This window comes from Kitasatospora sp. NPDC089913 (assembly GCF_044748625.1).
Taxonomy (GTDB): domain Bacteria; phylum Actinomycetota; class Actinomycetes; order Streptomycetales; family Streptomycetaceae; genus Kitasatospora.
On sequence record NZ_JBIVGI010000037.1, the window covers coordinates 1 to 18,451 of the forward strand.

Sequence of the window (18,451 nt, forward strand, 5' to 3'; positions counted from 1 at the left end):
CGCCCCGGGCACCCCCCCCCCCCCACACCCCACTCCCCCCCACAAACCCTTTATAAAAACGCGCGGGGCGCCCCCGCTTTTCTCCCGGCGGCGCCCCCGCCGGGCCGTCCACACGCGGTGGACGGACTGTGGAGCTTAGGAGACTCGAACTCCTGACATCTGCCTTGCAAAGGCAGCGCTCTACCAACTGAGCTAAAGCCCCGAGGTGGCACCGAGCGCACCACCGGGCACAAGAGTACCCGGTTCCGGCGCGAATCCGGCGCCCCGTCCCGACTCTCCTGCCGGACGGGGCCGGGAACGTCCGGTCGGCCCGGTCGACCGACCGGGCCGACCGGCCCTGGAGGCACCGTCCGGCACCTCCGAAGACTGTCGGTCGTCAGACCGTCCGGGGCTCAGCGACCGGCCGGAACCGGGTCGGTGGCCTCGGTCCACAGGTCCTGCTCGGCGCGGTCCGCCTGGACCTGACGGTAGACAAAGAAGCCGCCGAGGGCGACCAGGGCGACCAGGAGAAGCTTCTTCACCGCGGGACCTCGTCCTTCTTGCGTTGACGGACTCAGCAGCCGTGCGCCGATCGTTGCGATCGGGCCGACGAGTCCATGGTTTGTTACGAGCACGAACGGGCTGTCGGCTGGCCGGACTGCCCTTGCGGCCGATGATACACACCGGTGTCCCAATCGTGACCAGCCACCGCTGCCTCCAACCGACCCGTCCGGTCGGAGGATTGACGCCACACCTCCTGTCGTACGTTCCGCCCGGCGCAGACCCTCCGCAGGGCCGTCACCGTTCCTGCCCGAGCGACCCCGGCACCGGGCCGGAAGCCCGCCCGGGGGCGGCGGCGGACGCCGTCGGCGCCACCACCACCGCCACTCCGCCCGCGAGGTCCACCCTGGTGCGCGGCGGCGCACCCTCGCCCTCCTCGTCGCGCAGCATCAGACTGCTCTGCCGCTCGTCGAGCTGGTGCTGCTTCCCGGCCGCGAACTGCGCGTGCAGCTGCTCGAAGCCGGTCGCGGATATCTGTCCCTCCCGGCCGGTCCCCCGCCAGGGCACCAGCCGCGACCGGCGCGCCCGCAGGGCCAACTGGTCGACGAAGGACAGCGCCACCAGTACGCAGACCAGTCCCGGAATGGTCATCGCGAAGACCATCGCCATTCGCGCCACCGCCTCGTCCGTCGGATGCCGCCGGGGAGTCCCGGTCCCGCCCGGTACAACCCCCGGCGGGGGTCCGTGGTTCCGGCTCCGGGCCGGGAAAACGCCGAAGGGCCCGGAGCGTTGCTCCGGGCCCTTCGCGGTGGTGGGGCTAACAGGACTTGAACCTGTGGCCTCTTCCTTATCAGGGAAGCGCTCTAACCGTCTGAGCTATAGCCCCTTGCCGCACTGAAAGATTAGCGGACCGATCGCCGATCCCCCAAATCCGATACGCCCGGCCCTCCGCCGGGCCCCTCCGGGACGGGCAGGTCGGAGGCGGTGCCCGGGGCGGCCAGCCAGTCGGCGCGGGTGGCGGGCAACCGGGCCGCGCCGTCCGGGCCGGTGCGGACCGCGAGGATCTGGTTGACCCCGATCCGGTTCTCCTCGAAGGCCAGCGCGGAGGCCGCCATGTAGAGCCGCCAGACCCGGGCCCGGCCGCGGCCGACCAGCCGGACCGCCTCCGTCCAGTGCGCCTCCAGATTGGCCACCCACTCACGCAGGGTCAGCCCGTAGTGCTCGCGGAGCGACTCGACGTCGCGCACCTCGAAGCCCGCCGCCTCCAGCCGGGACACCGTGGAACCGACCGGGGACAGCTCGCCGTCCGGGAAGACGTAGCGGTCGATGAACGGGCTGGGGCGGTACGGCTCGCCGGGCCGGTCCGGCCGGCGGGCGATCTGGTGGTTGAGCAGCCGGCCGCCGGGCGCCAGCAACCGGTACAGGTGCTCCGCGTACACCTGGTACTGGGCCTCGCCGACGTGCTCGGCCATGCCCACGCTGGAGATCGCGTCGAACGGGCCGTCCGGGACCTCCCGGTAGTCCTGGAGCCTGATCTCCACCCGGTCCGCGAGGCCCGCCTCCTCGATCCGCCGGCGGGCCAGCGCCACCTGCTCCGCGGAGATCGAGACCCCGACCGCCGTCACCCCGTAGTGGCGGGCCGCGTGCAGCACCAGCGAGCCCCAGCCGGAGCCGACGTCCAGCAGCCGCATCCCGGGCCGCAGCCCGAGCTTGCGGCAGACGAGGTCCAGCTTGGCCTCCTGGGCCGCCTCCAGACTCCTGGCGGCCGGCTCCCAGTACGCGCAGGAGTAGACCATCGAGGGGCCCAGCACCAGGGCGTAGAAGTCGTTGCCGACGTCGTAGTGGTGGTGGATCGCGGCGCGGTCCCGGCTCCGGGTGTGCGCCCGGCCGCGGCCGTCCGGCGCCTCCTCGGCCGGCGGGGCCGGCTCGGGGCCGAACGCACCGGCTCGCAGCAGGGCGCCCACGGCACGGCGGCCCCCGGCCCCCAGCACGTCCCCGGGGCCGAGCCGCAACCCGCGCACCTCCGGGAGTTCGGCGACCCGCGCGACGGTGCGCAGCACCTCGTACAGGTCGCTGCCCGGCGCGACGTCGAGGTCGCCCGCGACATAGGCACGGGCCAGGCCCAGCTCGTTCGGCCGCCAGAGCAGCCGGCGCAGCGCGCGGCGGTTGCGCAGCACCAGGGTGGGTGCCCCGGGCGGGCCGGCGACGCTGCCGTCCCAGGTCCGCAGCCGCAGCGGCACCGTGACCCCCAGCAGCCCGTCCAGGGCCTCGACCAGTCGCCTTGCGAGCTCCGCCACCGCGCGCCTCCGTCCAGCTGTGCCTGTGCGGCCGTGCCGGTCGACCGGTGGATCCGGGCGGGACCGGGAGGCCTGCGGCGACCGGGAGACGCGGAACGGGCTGACCAAGCTAAGCCCACCGCCCACCCGAGCCGTCCGGGTGGCGCGCCGCGCGCCGCGGCTGTCACCCGAAATGCCGACGGGCCCCACCGGCTGCAACAGCCGGTGGGGCCCGCTGATTCCGCCCCCGGGCGGAAGCGCCCCGTGCGGGGCGGGAACTGAGTCCGGGTCACGCCCGGACGGTCAGTCCTCCTCGGCCAGGGTGAGCTCGATGCCGCCGGTGAAGCCGGCCGCCGCGTTGTAGATGAACGCCGAGAGCGTGGACAGCGCGGTCAGCAGCACCACGTCGACCACGGCGATCAGCGAGGTGAAGGTCATCACCTTGCCGAAGCCCACGTAGTCCATCAGGTTCAGGCCGCCGCCGTTGGTGTCGGAACCGGTGACGTCCTTCAGCGTCTTGGCGAGCGAGTCGAAGACGCCGAGCGAGTCCAGCGTCATCCACAGCACCGCGGCCGCCACGATGATGATGATCCCGACCGCCAGCGACAGCAGGAAGCTGACCTTCATGACCGACCACGGGTCGGCCTTGGTCACCCGCAGCCGGGCCTTCCTGGTCCGCCCCAGGCCGCCGACCGCCGGCGGGGCGGCCGGACGGCGGGTGCCGCCGGCGGGCGTCCCGCCGGGCGGGGTCGGGCCGCCGCCGACCCGGGTGCCCCGGGGCGGGGTCGGCTGCCCCTTGGCGTAGGTGGTCGGCTGCGAGAACCCGCTGCCGCCACCCGCCGGTGCACCCGGCGGCGGGGCCGGCTGGCCGCCGTACCCCGCGCCCTGGCCCGCACCGCCGACCGGGGGCATCAGCGAGGTGGACGCGGCCGGGTGCTCGGCCGGGGGCTGCGGCACGCCGTACGCCCCGCCGCCCTGTGCCGCGCCCGGACGGCCGCCGCCGGCTCCTCCCGCAGCACCCGTGGCTCCACTCACTGGTCCTCCCGCACTTCCCACCAGGACGGCCGCACCGCCCTGCTTCGTCACTCGTCATCCAGCGCCCGGCGGGATTGCCCGGTACTGGTCGTCGGCCGGTACCGGCACGCCGCGCACGTGTGTGCGGCGTGCCGGTACCGGCCGGCGCGGTGCGGGATCAGGCCTGGGCGGTCTGCTCGCCCGGCGCCGTTCCCGTACCCTCGGCCGCCTCGGTGGACCCGGCGGCCTCGATGGCCACCTCGTCCTCGACCGACTCCTCGTCCTCGGCCTCCGCGTTGCGGGCCATGCCCACGACCGCATCGCGCTTACCCAGGTTGATCAGTTGGACGCCCATGGTGTCACGTCCGGTTTCACGAACCTCGGAAACCCTCGTGCGGATCACCCCACCGGACAGGGTGATCGCCATGATCTCGTCGCTCTCGTCCACGACGAGGGCGCCGACCAGCGAGCCCCGGCCCTCGACGATCTTCGCCGCCTTGGTGCCGTAGCCGCCGCGTCCCTGGACACGGTACTCGTCCACCCCGGTGCGCTTGGCGTAGCCGCCGTCGGTCGCGGTGAAGACGTAGGTGTCCGGGCGGACCACGTTCATCGAGAGCAGTTCGTCGTCCTCGCGGAAGGACATGCCCTTGACGCCCGAGGTGGCGCGCCCGGTCGGGCGCAGCGCGTCGTCGGTCGCGGTGAAGCGGATCGACTGCGCCTTCTTGGAGACCAGCAGCAGGTCGTCCGCGGCGGAGACCAGCTCGGCGCCGATCAGCTCGTCGTCCCGGCCCTCGTCGTCCTGGCGCAGGTTGATCGCGATCAGGCCGCCGGAGCGCGGGGAGTCGTAGTCCTTGAGCGGGGACTTCTTCACCAGGCCGGCCCGGGTGGCCAGGACGAGGTAGGGCTTGTCCTCGTAGGTGCGCACGGCCATCACCTGGGCGATGTGCTCGTCCGGCTGGAAGGCCAGCAGGTTGGCCACGTGCTGGCCGCGGGCGTCGCGCCCGGCGTCCGGCAGCTCGTAGCCCTTGGCGCGGTAGACCCGGCCCTTGTTGGTGAAGAACAGGATCCAGTTGTGGGTCGTCGTCACGAAGAAGTGGTCGACGATGTCGTCCTGCTTGAGCTGGGCGCCGCGCACGCCCTTGCCGCCGCGCTTCTGCGAGCGGTAGAGGTCGGAGCGGGTGCGCTTGACGTAGCCGCCGCGGGTGATCGTGACGACGATGTCCTCCTCGGCGATGAGGTCCTCGATCGAGAGGTCGCCGTCGGAGGGGATCAGGGTCGAGCGCCGCTCGTCGCCGTACTTCTCGACGATCGCGGTGAGTTCCTCGGAGATGATCTCGCGCTGACGGACCGGCGAGGCGAGGATCGCGTTGTACTCGTCGATCTTGCGCTGCAGCTCGTCGTGCTCGTCCATGATCCGCTGCCGCTCCAGGGCGGCCAGCCGGCGCAGCTGCATCTCCAGGATCGCGTTGGCCTGGAGCTCGTCGATCGAGAGCAGCTGCATCAGGCCGCTGCGGGCGGCGTCGGCGCTGGCCGAGGCCCGGATCAGCGCGATGACCTCGTCGATCAGGTCCAGGGCCTTGAGCAGGGCGCGCAGGATGTGGGCCCGCTCCTCCGCCTTGCGCAGGCGGAAGGTGGTGCGCCGGACGATGACCTCGACCTGGTGGTTGACCCAGTGCCGGATGAAGGCGTCGAGCGACAGCGTGCGCGGCACGCCGTCGACCAGGGCCAGCATGTTGGCGCCGAAGTTGGTCTGCAGCTCGGTGTGCTTGTACAGGTTGTTCAGCACGACCTTGGCGACCGCGTCGCGCTTGAGCACGACCACCAGGCGGGTGCCGGTGCGGGACGAGGACTCGTCGCGGACGTCCGCGATGCCGGCGACCCGGCCGTCCTTGACCAGGTCGGCGATCTTCAGCGCGAGGTTGTCCGGGTTGACCTGGTACGGCAGCTCGGTGATCACCAGGCACTGGCGGCCCTGGATCTCCTCGACCTCGACCACGGCGCGCATGGTGACCGAGCCGCGGCCGGTGCGGAAGTAGTCGTTGATGCCGCGGTGGCCGACGATCAGCGCGCCGGTGGGGAAGTCGGGGCCCTTGATCCGCTCGATCAGGGCCTCCAGCAGCTCCTCGTTGGAGGCGTCCGGGTGCTCCAGCGCCCAGAGCGCGCCGGAGGCGACCTCGCGGAGGTTGTGCGGCGGGATGTTGGTGGCCATGCCGACCGCGATCCCGGTGGCGCCGTTGACCAGCAGGTTGGGGATGCGGGCCGGCAGGACGGTCGGCTCCTGCGAGCGGCCGTCGTAGTTGGCGGCGAAGTCGACGGTCTCCTCGTCGATGTCCCGCATCATCTCCATGGCCAGCGGCGCCATCTTGCACTCGGTGTACCGCATGGCGGCGGCCGGGTCGTTGCCCGGCGAACCGAAGTTGCCGTTGCCGTCGACCAGCGGCATCCGCAGCGACCACGGCTGGGCCAGCCGGACCACGGTGTCGTAGATCGAGGTGTCACCGTGCGGGTGGTAGTTGCCCATCACGTCGCCGACGACGCGGGCGCACTTGTAGTAGCCCTTCTCGGGGCGGTAGCCCCCGTCGTACATCGCGTACAGCACCCGGCGGTGGACCGGCTTCAGGCCGTCGCGCACCTCGGGCAGCGCCCGGCTGACGATCACGCTCATGGCGTAGTCGAGGTACGAGCGCTGCATCTCGGTCTCGAGCTCGACCGGCTCGATGCGCATGGTCGCCGTGACGGCGGCCTCGGGGGTCTCGGGCTGCTCGCCGTCGGGACGGTTGTCGTCGACCACTGGTGGTCAGTTTCCTTTCACGCGGACTGGTACGTGCGGGGCCTGCGGACAGGCGTCACACGTCCAGGAAGCGGACGTCCTTGGCGTTGCGCTGGATGAAGGAGCGGCGGGCCTCGACGTCCTCGCCCATCAGGACCGAGAACAGCTCATCGGCGCGGGCGGCGTCCTCCAGGGTGACCTGGAGCAGCAGGCGGTGCTCGGTGTCCATGGTGGTGACCCGGAGCTCCTCGGCGTTCATCTCGCCGAGACCCTTGAACCGCTGGATCGCGTCGTCCTTGGGCAGCCGGCGGCCGGCCTCGACGCCCGCCGCGATCACGGCGTCGCGCTCGCGGTCGGAGTAGGCGTACTCGAAGTCGTCCTTGCCCCACTTGATCTTGTACAGCGGCGGCATCGCGAGGTAGACGTAGCCCGACTCGACCAGCGGCCGCATGAAGCGGAACAGCAGGGTCAGCAGCAGGGTGCGGATGTGCTGCCCGTCGACGTCGGCGTCGGCCATCAGCACGATCTTGTGGTAGCGCAGCTTGGACTCGTCGTAGTCCTCCTGGATGCCGCAGCCGAAGGCCGAGATCAGCGCCTGGACCTCGGTGTTCTGCAGCACCTTGTCGATCCGGGCCTTCTCGACGTTCAGGATCTTGCCGCGGATCGGGAGGATGGCCTGGGTGCGCGGGTCGCGGCCCTGCTTGGCCGAGCCGCCGGCGGAGTCACCCTCGACGATGAAGATCTCGCACTCGGACGGGTCCTTGGACTGGCAGTCGCTCAGCTTGCCCGGCAGCGAGGCGGACTCCAGCAGGCCCTTGCGGCGGGTGAGGTCGCGGGCCTTGCGGGCGGCGACGCGCGCGGTGGCGGCCTGGATGGACTTGCGGATGATGTCCGCGGCCTCGTTGGGGTTGCGGTCCAGCCAGTCGTTCAGCTGCTCGTGCACCACCCGCTGGACGAAGGTCTTCGCCTCGGTGTTGCCGAGCTTGTCCTTGGTCTGGCCCTCGAACTGCGGCTCGCCGAGCTTGACCGAGATGATCGCGGTCAGACCCTCGCGGATGTCCTCGCCGGAGAGGTTGTCGTCCTTCTCGCGGAGCAGCTTCTTGTCCCGCGCGTAGCGGTTGACCAGGCCGGTCAGCGCGGCGCGGAAGCCCTCCTCGTGGGTACCGCCGCCGTGGGTGTGGATCGTGTTGGCGAAGGAGTAGACCCCCTCGGTGTACGAGGAGTTCCACTGCATGGCGACCTCGACCGAGATCGCCTTGTCCTTGTCCTCCGCCTCGAAGTCGATCACCGAGGGGTGGACCACGTCGCCCTTGCGGGAGTTGAGGTGGGCGACGAAGTCGGCGATGCCGCCGTCGTACTTGTAGGTGACCGAGAGCGGCTTGCCCTCCTCGTCGACGTGCTCGGGGCGCTCGTCGGTCAGGGCGATGGTCAGGCCCTTGTTGAGGAACGCCATCTCCTGGAAGCGCCGGGAGAGCGTCTCGAAGGAGTAGACCGTCGTCTCGAAGATGTCCGGGTCGGCCCAGAAGGTGACGCTGGTGCCGGTGCGCTCGGTGGCCTCGTGCTGCGACAGCGGGGCGGTCGGCGCGCCGACCTTGTACTCCTGGGTCCAGCGGTGGCCGTCGGTGTGGATCTCCACGGCGAGGCGCGTGGAGAGCGCGTTCACCACCGAGACGCCGACGCCGTGCAGACCGCCGGAGACCGCGTAGCCGCCGTTGCCGAACTTGCCGCCCGCGTGCAGGACCGTCAGCACGACCTCGACGGCGGGCTTGCCCTGGCCCGGCATGATGCCGACCGGGATGCCTCGGCCGTTGTCGACCACACGGACGCCGCCGTCGGCCAGGAGCGAGACGTTGATGGTGTCCGCGTGCCCGGCCATCGCCTCGTCGACGGAGTTGTCCACGATCTCCTGCACCAGGTGGTGCAGGCCGCGCTCGCCGGTGGAGCCGATGTACATGCCGGGGCGCTTGCGGACGGCGTCGAGGCCCTCCAGCACCTGGATGGCGCTGGCGTCGTACGACCTCTCGGCCTGGTCGGTCTGGTCTGGGATCTGGCTGGGGTTGCCGGAATCGGCCACGAAGCGCCCTCTCTGGCACAGCACGGGCCGCATCCCCGCTCCCCTACGGGCGGGCGTGCGACCACGGCGTTTCGACTCGGTTGCCACTAGCAACAGTGTTTGCCCTTCAGTCTACCGGTACGACTGACATCGATGGGCGTTTGGCAGCCTCTGAGGGCAGAAATGCCGCCCTGAATCCCCTCGGGACATGTCCCGATACTCGACCGGGGGGCTCAGAGCGCCTGGAAGGGCCGTCAGGGGTTCCGGAGGATTACGGTCCGCTCCCTCCCGGCACCCTCCGGGGTCACCCCCAAGTGTCACCCGGCCCCTTGCTCCCGGGGGCGCGCAGCCGGCCGTAGCCGCGCACCGGGGCGGCCGGGCCGAGCACCTTGATCGTGCGCACCGTGCCGTGCCCCAGTTCGTGGTTCAGACGTGCCACCAACTGCCGGGCCAGCCAGCGCAGTTGGGTCGCCCAGGCGGTGGAGTCGCACTGCACGGTGAGCACCGCCGCCTCGTCGTCGTAGGCGGTCGGGGTGCAGTGCGCGGCGATGTCGGGCCCGACGATCTGCGGCCACCGGCCCATCACCCCGCCGACCGCCGCCGAGGACTCCCAGCCGCGCTCGGTCAGCAGCCGGTTGAGCGCCGCCCCCAGCGGCACCGGGTCACGGCCGTCCGAGCGGGCCCCGCTGCGCAGACCGGTCCGCTTCGCCTCGCGCTTCTCGCGCACCTGCTCACCGCGCTGGCGGGCCTGCGCCCGGGCCGCCCGCAGCGCCGACCGCGCCAGATCGGCACCGGTCGGCCCGGGGTGCTCCGCCGACTCGCTCACGGCGATCTCCTTATCCCCACCCTGTGGACAACGGTGAGCCGTCCAGCGTACGGGAGCCGGACCGGCCCGGGCGGCGCGGGTGGGTGCCGTACGGGGGCGTCCGGAACCGTCCGGAACCGGCAGGCCCCGGCCGGAACCGGTCCGGCGGGGCGGGGGAGAGCCGCCCCGGGGCGGGGACGCGGCGGGCGGGATCAGGCGGTGACGCGCTGAACCGCGCCGTCGGCGACCGCGTACCGGGCCCCGGCCAGCGCCTTCGGCACGTCCTCGGCGACCGCGGCGGTGACCAGCACCTGCTCGCCGCCGGCCACCAGCTCGGCCAGCCGGTCGCGGCGGGCGGCGTCCAGCTCCGCGAAGACGTCGTCCAGGATCAGCACCGGCTCTCCCCCGTCCGAGCGCAGCAGCTCGTACGAGGCCAGCCGCAGCGCCAGCGCGAACGACCAGGACTCGCCGTGGCTGGCGTAGCCCTTGGCGGGCAGCGGACCGAGCTTGAGCACCAGCTCGTCCCGGTGCGGGCCGACCAGGGTGATCCCCCGGTCGACCTCCTGCTTGTGGACCGTCCGCAGGGCCTGGAGCAGCTGCTCCTCGGCCTCCTCGCGGCTGGTCGGCAGCTCGCCCTCGAAGGAGCTGCGGTACTCCAGCGCCGTGTCGCCGCCCCCCGGCGCGAGCTGCCCGTAGGCGGCCGAGACCAGCGGTTGGAGGGACGCCACCAGTTGCAGGCGGAACGCCGTGAGCTCGGCGCCGGCCCGGGCCAGATGGCCGTCCCACACCTCCAGGGTGGAGAGGTCGGCGCCCTTGCCGCCACCGGCCCTGCGGGCCATCGCGGCGGTCTTCAGCAGGGCGTTGCGCTGCTTGAGCACCCGCTCGTAGTCCTGCCGGACCCCGGCCAGCCGGGGCGCGCGGGCGGTCAGCAGCTCGTCCAGGAAGCGCCGGCGCTCCCCCGGGTCGCCCTTGACCAGGGCGAGGTCCTCGGGGGCGAACAGCACGGTGCGCAGCAGGCCCAGCACGTCGCGCGGACGGACGTTGTCGGAGCGGTTGATCCGGGCCCGGTTGGCCTTGCCCGGAGTGATCTCCAGCTCTACCAGGGTGGAGCGCCCCCGGTCGACCACCGAGGTGCGGACGACCGCGCTCTCGGCGCCCAGCCGGATCAGCGGGGCGTCGGTGGCGACCCGGTGGCTGCCCAGGGTGGCGACGTAGCCGACCGCCTCGACCAGATTGGTCTTGCCCTGGCCGTTGGGGCCGACGAACGCCGTCACGCCCGGGTCGAGGGGAACCTCGGCCCGGGCGTAGGAGCGGAAGTCGGCGAGCGACAGGTGCGCGACGTGCATGGCGGTGGACTGCGCTCGCCTTCTGTGGAGAAGCCTCGGGTGCTGTGGAGAAGCTTCGGGACTACTTCGACTCGACCGCGTGGCCGCCGAACTGGTTGCGCAGCGCGGCGATCATCTTCATCTGCGGCGAGTCGTCCTGACGGGAGGCGAAGCGCGCGAACAGCGAGGCGGTGATCGCCGGCAGCGGGACGGCGTGGTCGATCGCGGCCTCGACGGTCCAGCGGCCCTCGCCGGAGTCGGCGGCCCAGCCCTTGAGCTTGGCCAGGTGCTCGTCGTCGTCCAGGGCGCGGACGGCCAGGTCGAGCAGCCAGGAGCGGATCACGGTGCCCTCCTGCCAGCTGCGGAAGACCTCGCGGACGTCGGTGACCTCGGGGGCGGCCTCCAGCAGCTCCCAGCCCTCGGCGAAGGCCTGCATCATCGCGTACTCGATGCCGTTGTGGACCATCTTGGCGAAGTGGCCGGCGCCGACCGCGCCCGCGTGCACGGAGCCGAAGTCGCCCTCGGGCTTGAGCGCGTCGAAGACCGGCTGGACCAGCGCGACGTGCGCGGCGTCGCCGCCGTACATCAGCGCGTAGCCGTTCTCCAGGCCCCAGACGCCGCCGGAGACGCCGCAGTCGACGAAGCCGATGCCCTTGGCGGCCAGCGCCTCGGCGTGCTTGACGTCGTCGGTCCAGCGGGAGTTCCCGCCGTCGACGACCACGTCACCGGGGGACAGCAGCTCGGCCAGCTCGTCCACGGTGGCCTGGGTGGCGGCACCCGCCGGGACCATGACCCAGACGACGCGCGGGCCCTGCAGCTTGGAGACCAGCTCCTGGAGGCTCTCGACGTCGGAGATGTCGGGGTTGCGGTCGTAGCCGATGACGGTGTGGCCGGCGCGGCGGATCCGCTCGCGCATGTTGCCGCCCATCTTGCCGAGACCGATGAGGCCGAGCTCCATAGCCAAATCCTTACCTGTGGTGACGTCTCTGCGGGCGGCGCCGTTGCCGCGCCTCCTTGAGCCTACGTGCTGGAGCGCGAGCGCCTCCCCGCGATCGGGGCCGACCGGGGGAGGCTTCCACAGGTTGTGCACAGGGCTGTGGGCGAACGGCCCGGCGGGCCGGGGGCCGGCCGGTGCGCGGACCCGGCCGGAGCGTCCGGCCGGGTGTCCCGGGCTCAGCCGGAGAGGCGGACCGGCATGATCAGGTACTGGTAGGCCTCGTCGGCCTCGGCGTCCACCGCGGCCTTGCCGCTGAGCAGCGCGGGCTTGGTCGGCGTGGTGAAGCTCAGCTGGGCGAACGGGGAGTCGATGGCCTTGAGGCCCTCCTCCAGGTAGCCCGGGTTGAAGGCGATCGAGATGGCGTCGCCCTCGAGCGAGGCGTCGATCCGCTCGGTGGCCTGGGCGTCGTCGCCGGAGCCGGCCTCCAGGGTGAGCACGCCCTCCTCGAAGTTCAGCCGGACCGGGGTGTTGCGCTCGGCCACCAGGGAGACGCGCTTGAGCGCCTCCAGGAAGGGCTGGGTCTGGATCGCCGCGATCGCGTTGAACTCGGTCGGGAAGAGGCTGCGGTACTTCGGGAACTCGCCCTCCAGCAGCCGGGTGGTGGTCCGCCGGCCGGCGCCCTCGAAGCCGATCAGGCCCTCGCCCGCGCCGCCCGAGGAGAGCGCGATGGAGACGCTGTCGCCGCTGCCCAGGGACTTGGCGATGTCCTGCAGCGTCTTGGCCGGGACCAGCGCGACCGCCGAGATGTCGGACTGCTCGGGCTTCCACATCAGCTCGCGGACGGCGAAGCGGTAGCGGTCGGTGGCGGCCAGGGTGATCCGGTCGCCCTCGATCTCGACCCGGACGCCCGTGAGCACCGGCAGGGTGTCGTCGCGGCCGGCGGCCACGGCGGCCTGGCTGACCGCGGAGGCGAAGACGTCGCCCGGAACGGTGCCGGTCGCGGTCGGCATCGCCGGCAGGGCCGGGTACTCGTCCACCGGGAGGGTCGGCAGGGTGAACCGGGAGCTGCCGCAGACCACGCTGACCCGCTGGCCGTCGGTGGAGATCTCCACCGGGCGGTTGGGCAGGTTGCGCGAGATGTCGTTGAGCAGCCGGCCGGAGACCAGGACGGTGCCGGCCTCCTCGATGTCGGCCTCCAGCCCGACCCGGGCCGAGACCTCGTAGTCGAAGCCGGACAGCGCCAGGCTGCCGTCCTGCGCCGTCAGCAGCAGGCCGGCCAGCACCGGCACCGGCGGCCGTGCCGGGAGGCTGCGAGCAGCCCAGGCCACCGCCTCCGCGAGGACGTCACGCTCCACCCGGAACTTCACCGGTAACCGCCTCCTGGATCGAGCGCTCCCGCTCGCACGTCTGGTTCTTCTGATCTTGGTCTTCGCCGCGGCTGTCCACCGAGCTCCGCCGCTCCGCTTCCAGTCGCCGAGGACAGTCTGACGTACTCCACCGACAGACGGGGCAGACGGGCGGAAGCAACTCGAACGGATGTCGGGGCCCGGTTGTCCACAGATTTCGGGCCCACCTGCTTTTGAGCAAGTCGATGGGTCTATAGGTGTAGTGGTAGTAGTAGGGCCTGTGGAAACCGTGGATAACCCTGTTTTAGCAGGTCAGGCCCGGTTTTTTGTCCACAGGACATGTGGACGGCGGCTGTGGACGAACACGGCCCGCTGTGGACGGCGGAGCGTTACCCACAGGGCACGCTGGGTATCCACAGGTTATCCCCAGCTCCGTCCCCAGATCCGGGCCCGGTTATCCACGGGCCCCGGTCAACTTTTCGTGACGCCTTTCACACCTGGGCATGAACGCCCGCAGAAGGTTGTCGAACTGTGGACACAGCTGTGGACAACCTGGGGACAACCTTCCTCTTCCTGGGGACAACCGGTGGACAACCCGGACGGCCCAGTGACGGGCCGCCAATTGTCCACAGCCTGTGGACAACCGTTGTGCACAAGTCCACAGGCACCTGACCTGCGCGGAAGAGCGTAGCGTCGGCCGCCCTGTGGAGGAATTCTGGATAACTTCCGGCCGCCGGGCCTGTGGACGGTGGAGAACCCGTCCGGCCTGTGGATTTCGGCCTCGCGCACCCCGGGCGTTCGAATCCCTGGTCAGATGTTCGGCGCGGGCCGCGCACTGGCGCGGTGTCCGTCACCGGGATCCCTGCCCCGCCGGCCGCCGACGCACACCTGTGGATATGCCGAAAGGGCGTCAGGATCGCTCCTGACGCCCTTTTCCGGCCACCCGCCGCCGTCTCCGCGGACGGGCCGGGAAGTCAGCTCTTGATGCGGTTGGTGAGCTCGGTGACCTGGTTGTAGATCGAGCGCCGCTCCGCCATCAGCGAGCGGATCTTGCGGTCCGCGTGCATCACCGTGGTGTGGTCGCGGCCGCCGAACTGCGCGCCGATCTTCGGCAGCGAGAGGTCGGTCAGTTCGCGGCAGAGGTACATCGCGATCTGACGGGCCGTCACCAGCACCCGGCTGCGCGAGGATCCGCAGAGGTCGTCCACACCGAGGCCGAAGTAGGCCGCCGTCTGCTGCATGATCACCTGGGCGGTGATCTCCGGCCCGGCGTCCTCGTCGCCGCCGGGGATGAGGTCCTTGAGGACGATCCCGGCCAGCTCCAGGTCGACCGGCGCCCGGTTGAGGTTGGCGAAGGCGGTGACCCGGATCAGGGCCCCCTCCAGCTCGCGGATGTTCCGGGTGATCCGGGACGCGATGAACTCCAGCACGTCGGCCGGGGCGTTGAGTTGCTCCTGGATCGCCTTCTTGCGCAGGATCGCGATCCGGGTCTCCAGCTCCGGCGGGGTGACGTCGGTGATCAGCCCCCACTCGAAGCGGTTGCGCAGCCGGTCCTCCAGCGTGGTCAGCAGCTTCGGCGGCCGGTCGGAGGAGAGCACGATCTGCTTGTTGGCGTTGTGCAGGGTGTTGAAGGTGTGGAAGAACTCCTCCTGCGTGGACTCCTTGCTCGCCAGGAACTGCACGTCGTCCACGAGCAGGATGTCCATGTCCCGGTAGCGCTTGCGGAAGGTGTCCGCCTTGCCGTCCCGGATCGAGTTGATGAACTCGTTGGTGAACTCCTCCGAGGACACGTACCGCACCCGGGTGCCCGGGAACAGGCTGCGCGAGTAGTGCCCGATGGCGTGCAGCAGGTGGGTCTTGCCCAGCCCGGACTCGCCGTAGATGAAGAGCGGGTTGTACGCCTTGGCCGGGGCCTCGGCGACCGCCACCGCCGCCGCGTGCGCGAAGCGGTTGCTGGCGCCGATGACGAAGGTGTCGAAGAGGTACTTGGGGTTGAGCCGGGCGGCCGGCTCGTCCTTGCGGGACCCGCCGGCGGGCGGTGCGCCGGGCGGCGGGGGGACCCCCGGTACCGCCGGCCGGTCGGTGGCGCGCTCGGCCGGGGCCTTGTCGTGGCGCTGGGCGGGGCGGCCGCCCGGACCGCGGCGACCGGAGGCGGTGCGCGGGTGCTCGCCGGGGCCGGGGCCGTAGGCGCCGCCGAAGAGGTCGCCCTGGGTGGTCGAGGACGGGGGCAGGGCCCTCGGCGCGGGCCGGTCCGCCGGCTCGTCGGCCTCGCGGTAGCCGGGCTGCTGCTCCTGGTAACCGGGCCAGACCGGGCCGGCCGCCGGACCGCCGTAGGGCGCGGGGCGCTGCTCGTAGCCGCCGGTGTCGTAGCGGGGCCGGTCGTAGTCCGGCTCGTAGGGGCGCGGGTAGCCCGGGCCGCCGTAGTGGCCCTCGTCCTGCGGGTGCCGGTCGTCCTGGCGCCGGCGCTCGTCCTGCTGGTGCCGGTCGTCCTGCGGGTGGCGCTCGTCCTGGCGCCGGCGCTCGTCCTGCGGGTGGCGATCGTCGGCGTACCGCTGGCGCTCGTCGTGGCCGTGCCGGTCGTCGGGTTCCTCGTGCTCGTCGTGGCCGGACGGGTTCGGGTACGGCTCCGCGGGTGCCTGGCCGGCCACCGGCATGGTGGGCATCGCGTTGGCGTCGACCATCACGGCGATCCGCACCGGGCGGCCCAGCTCGCGGGAGAGCGCCTCGGTCAGCTGCGGCAGCAGCCGCCCCTCCAGCACCTGCTTGGCCCGCTCGTTGGGGGCCGCCAGCAGGGCGGTGTCGTGCATCATCCACATCGGCTGGGTGCGCTGCACCCACTGCTTGTCCATCTCCCCGATGTCCGGGTCGCCGACCAGCCGCTCTACGACTCTCGCCCAGACCGGGACGAGGTCGCTGTTGACATCAGCCACTGGTGCACGCTTTCCAATGAACAAACCAGACAAGTCCTGCAACGGTAGTCAGCGAACAGAGCCGGATCAAGTCGTTGTCCACAGGCTGTGGGCAAACCGCCTCCGGGCGGCTGGTTTGACCCTCGTGCCCCGTCCCGCGTACCGTAACCAGGTCGAGTTGTCGATGGCCGCTGCCGCATGTCCGCGGGTCCACCCGCTCCATAAGGCGCGCAGCACGGGCGCCGTGGATTGCCTCAAACCCCAGCCGAACTGGGGTGATGGGCCGGATTTCCGTAATCGGGGAGATCACGCGGACGCACGGTGACGGCCAAGCGATCACCCGTCATCCTACGATTCACCTCAGGAGCCCCCGAGTGAGCAAGCGCACCTTCCAGCCGAACAACCGTCGTCGCGCGAAGACCCACGGCTTCCGGCTGCGTATGCGTACCCGCGCCGGCCGCGCCATCCTGGCTGCCCGCCGTGGCAAGGGCCGCACCAGCCTGTCCGCCTGATCCGCACCAGAGTCTGCTGTGCTGCCCTCCGAGAATCGGCTGCGGCGGCGCCAGGACTTCGCGACCGCGGTCAAACGCGGTCGTCGGGCCGGTAAGCCCCTGTTGGTCGTCCATCTCGCCAGAGAGGACGGCTCGGGGGAGCACACCGACCGGACCAGCGACATCCGCCCGCACGTCGCCGAGGGGACTCCTTCGGCGCGTGCGGGTTTCGTCGTGAGCAAGGCCGTCGGCCCGGCGGTCACCCGCAACCTGGTCAAGCGCCGGTTGCGGCACCTTGTGCGTGATCGTCTGTCCCGGCTGCCCGCCGGTAGCCTGATAGTGGTGCGTGCGCTGCCTCCGGCCGCGTCCGCCTCGTACCAGGAACTCGAACGTGACCTGGACGCGGCGCTCAAACGGCTGCTCAAGGCCGAGCATGCTGTTTCGGCGCCGACGGGAGCAGGTCGATGAAGTACCTGCTGATGGGTCTGATCAGGGTCTACCAGTGGACCATCAGCCCACTGCTCGGTCCGGTGTGCCGCTACTACCCCTCCTGCTCGCACTACGGCTTCGAGGCCGTGCGGACGCACGGAGCGGTGAAGGGCGGCGCACTGACCGTGTGGCGCATTCTGCGCTGCAATCCATGGACGCCCGGTGGGGTCGACCATGTCCCGCCGCGCAAGCATCCGGTGTGGCACCGCCGGCTGCGGGACCGGCTGAAGGGCCGGTCCGCCGCCGACCAGCCGGTGATCATGCCCCCCGCCGGTCCGGACCCAGAGGGCCCGGCGACCATTGGCCCCGTGGGGCCGATCCCAATGTCCAAGGAGCCTGACCGGTGACCTTCTCCTTCCTCAACCCCTTGTACACAGCGGTGTCCTGGATCATCGTCCAGTTCCACTCGCTGTACAGCCACGTCTTCGATCCGAACGGCGGCTGGGCCTGGGGTCTGGCCATCGCCTCGATGGTGGTCGTCATCCGGATCTGCCTGATCCCGCTCTTCGTGAAGCAGATCAAGGCGACCCGGGCCATGCAGGCGATCCAGCCGAAGATGAAGGCCATCCAGGAGCGGTACAAGAACGACCGCCAGCGCCAGTCCGAAGAGATGATGAAGCTGTACAAGGAGGCGGGTACCAACCCGTTCTCCAGCTGCCTTCCCATCATCGTGCAGGCGCCGTTCTTCACCGCGCTCTACGGCGTGCTCGCCAAGGTCGCCGACGGCAAGCCGATCGGCGTGATCGACGGCACCCTGCTGGACAGCGCCCAGCAGGCCCACATCTTCGGTGCCCCGCTCTCGGCGACCTTCGTCGGCAGCAGCGAGGTCAGCGTCAAGATCGTCGTCGCCGTGATGATCGTCCTGATGTCGCTCTCGCAGTTCGTCACCCAGCGCCAGCTGATGACGAAGAACGTCGACCTCACCGTGAAGACGCCGTTCATGCAGCAGCAGAAGATGCTGATGTACGTCTTCCCGATCATGTTCGCCGTGATGGGCATCAACTTCCCCGTCGGTGTCCTGGTCTACTGGCTGACCACCAACATCTGGTCGATGGGCCAGCAGCTGATCGTCATCCGCAACAACCCGACGCCGGGCAGCAAGGCCTGGGACGAGCGTCAGGAGCGGCTGAAGAAGCAGGGCCGGCTGAACCCGGACGGCTCGGTCGTCCAGGGCCCGCTCTGGGGCCTGCTGCCGGCGAAGAAGTCGGCCGCCACCGCCGAGGCCGTGGTGGAGGAGTCGGTGCAGGTGCGCCGCCAGCAGCCGCGGAAGCAGACCAAGTCGCAGCGCCAGCACGGTGCCGGCCAGCCGGCGAGCCTGACCAAGGACGCCCCGTCCGGCCAGTCCGCCGACGCGGTGCCGGCCGACTCGACGTCCGCGGACCCGACCGACGCCGCGAGCGCCGGTGCGGCCGGAGCGGCCGGTTCCGCCGGTTCCGCCAAGCAGACCGCGGCCCGTCCGGCGGGCGCCAAGCCGGCCCCGACCCGTCAGCAGGGCGGCCGTCAGCAGCCCAAGCGCGGCGGGCAGCGGCCGAAGAAGAAGTGACCGGCCCGGTCCG

14 protein-coding genes, 2 tRNA genes and 1 pseudogene are annotated in these 18,451 nt (G+C 71.2%); 4 read left to right on the plus strand and 13 right to left on the minus strand.

The window, feature by feature from the left end:
* Window positions 1-129: 129 nt before the first annotated feature.
* The 13 genes and pseudogenes from ACIPYS_RS35760 to dnaA all read right to left on the minus strand — a co-directional run bounded on the left by ACIPYS_RS35760 (window position 130) and on the right by dnaA (window position 15,936).
* Window positions 130-202, minus strand: a tRNA-Ala gene (locus ACIPYS_RS35760).
* A gap of 190 nt (window positions 203-392) precedes the next feature.
* Window positions 393-521 (minus strand): DLW-39 family protein, encoded by a 129-nt coding sequence (locus ACIPYS_RS35765; RefSeq protein ID WP_014137031.1) that lies wholly within the window; start codon window positions 519-521, stop codon window positions 393-395.
* 256 nt (window positions 522-777) lie between these two features.
* Window positions 778-1,131: a DUF6191 domain-containing protein gene (locus tag ACIPYS_RS35770; RefSeq protein WP_353653577.1), complete on the minus strand. Its 354-nt coding sequence runs from the start codon at window positions 1,129-1,131 to the stop codon at window positions 778-780.
* 158 nt (window positions 1,132-1,289) lie between these two features.
* Window positions 1,290-1,366: transfer RNA gene (locus tag ACIPYS_RS35775), tRNA-Ile, on the minus strand.
* 16 nt (window positions 1,367-1,382) lie between these two features.
* Window positions 1,383-2,777 carry a cyclopropane-fatty-acyl-phospholipid synthase family protein gene (locus ACIPYS_RS35780; protein WP_093861218.1) on the minus strand — a complete coding sequence of 465 codons (1,395 nt, stop codon included), beginning with the start codon at window positions 2,775-2,777 and terminating at the stop codon, window positions 1,383-1,385.
* Between the two features lie 282 nt (window positions 2,778-3,059).
* A complete protein-coding gene (locus ACIPYS_RS35785) occupies window positions 3,060-3,791 on the minus strand; it encodes a DUF3566 domain-containing protein (protein WP_400754173.1) in 732 nt (243 codons plus the stop codon).
* 157 nt (window positions 3,792-3,948) lie between these two features.
* Window positions 3,949-6,495, minus strand: a complete 2,547-nt coding sequence (gyrA, locus tag ACIPYS_RS35790) for a DNA gyrase subunit A (RefSeq protein ID WP_093864988.1) — start codon at window positions 6,493-6,495, stop codon at window positions 3,949-3,951.
* Between the two features lie 121 nt (window positions 6,496-6,616).
* Window positions 6,617-8,638 (minus strand): DNA topoisomerase (ATP-hydrolyzing) subunit B, encoded by a 2,022-nt coding sequence (gyrB, locus tag ACIPYS_RS35795; protein WP_093864987.1) that lies wholly within the window; start codon window positions 8,636-8,638, stop codon window positions 6,617-6,619.
* A gap of 259 nt (window positions 8,639-8,897) precedes the next feature.
* A complete protein-coding gene (locus ACIPYS_RS35800) occupies window positions 8,898-9,419 on the minus strand; it encodes a DUF721 domain-containing protein (protein WP_030392415.1) in 522 nt (173 codons plus the stop codon).
* Window positions 9,420-9,610: 191 nt separating this feature from the next.
* Entirely contained in the window at window positions 9,611-10,744 is a 1,134-nt protein-coding gene (gene recF, locus ACIPYS_RS35805; RefSeq protein WP_093861217.1) for a DNA replication/repair protein RecF, read from the minus strand.
* Between the two features lie 61 nt (window positions 10,745-10,805).
* Window positions 10,806-11,702 (minus strand): annotated as a pseudogene (gnd, locus tag ACIPYS_RS35810) (phosphogluconate dehydrogenase (NAD(+)-dependent, decarboxylating)); the annotation flags it as partial.
* A gap of 194 nt (window positions 11,703-11,896) precedes the next feature.
* The gene (dnaN, locus tag ACIPYS_RS35815) at window positions 11,897-13,027 is read right to left on the minus strand and encodes a DNA polymerase III subunit beta (RefSeq protein WP_093861215.1); all 1,131 of its coding nucleotides are present in this window, start codon (window positions 13,025-13,027) and stop codon (window positions 11,897-11,899) included.
* A gap of 953 nt (window positions 13,028-13,980) precedes the next feature.
* The gene (gene dnaA, locus ACIPYS_RS35820) at window positions 13,981-15,936 is read right to left on the minus strand and encodes a chromosomal replication initiator protein DnaA (protein ID WP_400754180.1); all 1,956 of its coding nucleotides are present in this window, start codon (window positions 15,934-15,936) and stop codon (window positions 13,981-13,983) included.
* Between the two features lie 353 nt (window positions 15,937-16,289).
* Between dnaA and rpmH the strand changes: the two genes are divergently transcribed.
* The 4 genes from rpmH to yidC are packed head-to-tail and all read left to right on the plus strand — an operon-like array spanning window position 16,290 to window position 18,438.
* The gene (gene rpmH, locus ACIPYS_RS35825) at window positions 16,290-16,427 is read left to right on the plus strand and encodes a 50S ribosomal protein L34 (protein ID WP_030392420.1); all 138 of its coding nucleotides are present in this window, start codon (window positions 16,290-16,292) and stop codon (window positions 16,425-16,427) included.
* An 18-nt stretch (window positions 16,428-16,445) separates the two neighbouring features.
* On the plus strand, window positions 16,446-16,874 hold the full coding sequence (gene rnpA, locus ACIPYS_RS35830; RefSeq protein WP_093861213.1) for a ribonuclease P protein component: 429 nt from the start codon (window positions 16,446-16,448) through the stop codon (window positions 16,872-16,874).
* The gene (gene yidD / locus ACIPYS_RS35835; protein ID WP_045938903.1) at window positions 16,871-17,242 is read left to right on the plus strand and encodes a membrane protein insertion efficiency factor YidD; all 372 of its coding nucleotides are present in this window, start codon (window positions 16,871-16,873) and stop codon (window positions 17,240-17,242) included. Before rnpA ends, yidD begins: the two co-directional genes overlap by 4 nt.
* On the plus strand, window positions 17,239-18,438 hold the full coding sequence (gene yidC, locus ACIPYS_RS35840; protein WP_400754185.1) for a membrane protein insertase YidC: 1,200 nt from the start codon (window positions 17,239-17,241) through the stop codon (window positions 18,436-18,438). The genes yidD and yidC overlap by 4 nt, the downstream gene beginning before the upstream one ends.
* Window positions 18,439-18,451 lie beyond the last annotated feature (13 nt).

Coding starts and splice junctions, on each gene's coding strand:
- gyrA (WP_093864988.1), bottom strand. CDS start 6,495: ATGCGCATCGAGCCGGTCGAGCTCGAGACCGAGATGCAGCGCTCGTAC.
- yidD (WP_045938903.1), top strand. CDS start 16,871: ATGAAGTACCTGCTGATGGGTCTGATCAGGGTCTACCAGTGGACCATC.
- ACIPYS_RS35770 (WP_353653577.1), bottom strand. CDS start 1,131: ATGACCATTCCGGGACTGGTCTGCGTACTGGTGGCGCTGTCCTTCGTC.
- recF (WP_093861217.1), bottom strand. CDS start 10,744: ATGCACGTCGCGCACCTGTCGCTCGCCGACTTCCGCTCCTACGCCCGG.